2 protein-coding genes are annotated in these 1,134 nt (G+C 73.5%); both read right to left on the reverse strand.

All coding sequences use genetic code 11. The features are described 5' to 3' along the window. Positions 1-145 precede the first annotated feature (145 nt). On the reverse strand, positions 146-499 hold the full coding sequence (gene hspQ / locus FV222_RS26880; RefSeq protein WP_147753544.1) for a heat shock protein HspQ: 354 nt from the start codon (positions 497-499) through the stop codon (positions 146-148). A 90-nt stretch (positions 500-589) separates the two neighbouring features. Further along, on the reverse strand, positions 590-1,134 hold a 545-nt coding region (locus FV222_RS26885), incomplete at its 5' end, for a DJ-1/PfpI family protein (protein WP_147816179.1).

Here is a 1,134-nt window from a genome sequence, read left to right on the forward strand (position 1 = left end):
CGCGGGCGATCGACCGGGACGGTTCGCTCGCCGCCGCCTGGGCGCGGATGGAGGCGGCCGGAATCGGGCGGAGCCTGAGCGCCGACGTCACCGGCGCGTAGTCGGCGCGGCCGCCGGAGCGGTCGCAACGCCAAGTGGCAAAGGATCAGTTCGCGGTGCGGTCGCGCATCCGGTAGGTGCCGCCGGGGTCGCGCTCGAACATCTCGGGGATGCCGGCGTGGCGCAGGCTCTCCCCCGAGGTGTCGGGCACCAGGTTCTGCTCGGACACGTAGGCGACGTACTCGGTCTCGGCGTTCTCGGCGAGCAGGTGGTAGAACGGCTGGTCCTTGCGCGGACGCGCCTCCTCGGGAATCGCCAGCCACCAATCCTCGGTGTTGTCGAACACCGGGTCGACATCGAAGACGATGCCGCGGAACGGGTAGATCCGGTGGCGCACCACGGCGCCGATCCCGAATTTCGCGATGCGCAGTCTCGTTTCGGTCGGTCGCGCGTCGGTCATGGCCTGATCCATCATGACGGACCAGATAGGCGCGGATGACGGGCTTGTCACCGGGTTCCGGCGCGCGAGCGAAGCGTCCGCGTCCGGCTCCTAGCCGGCGGGCAAAGCGATCCCGAGGTCGGCGGCGATCCCGCGCGCGGTGGCCTCCCGCCGCGCGGTGATCTCGGCGACGGCGGAGCGCGCCCGCTCCAGGATCGCGGCCGGGGCGGTCCGCGGCGTGCCGCTGTCGAAGGGCGGCTCGGGGGCGTATTCCATGCCGAGCTGGATCGCCTGGGCGACCTCGATGCCGCGCAATTCGGCCGCAAGCCGCAGCGCGCCGTCGATCCCGGCGGTGACGCCGGCCGCGAACACCCAGGTCCCGTCGACCACGACGCGCCGGTCGACGGGCTGCGCGCCGAAATACGGCAGCAGCGCGAAGGCGCTCCAGTGCGTCGTCGCCCGGCGCCCCCTGAGCAGCCCGGCGCCGCCGAGGAGGAGGGCGCCGGTGCACACCGAGAAGACGTGCCCGGCCCCCTCCGCCTGCCTGCGGATCCAGCCGAGCACGGCCTCGTCGCGCATCAGGGCCTCCTGGCCGAAGCCGCCGGGCACGTGCAGCACGTCGAGCTGGGGCGCGTCGGCCAGGGCCGCGTCGGGGG

It is taken from the genome of Methylobacterium sp. WL103, assembly GCF_008039885.1.
GTDB lineage: Bacteria > Pseudomonadota > Alphaproteobacteria > Rhizobiales > Beijerinckiaceae > Methylobacterium > Methylobacterium cerastii.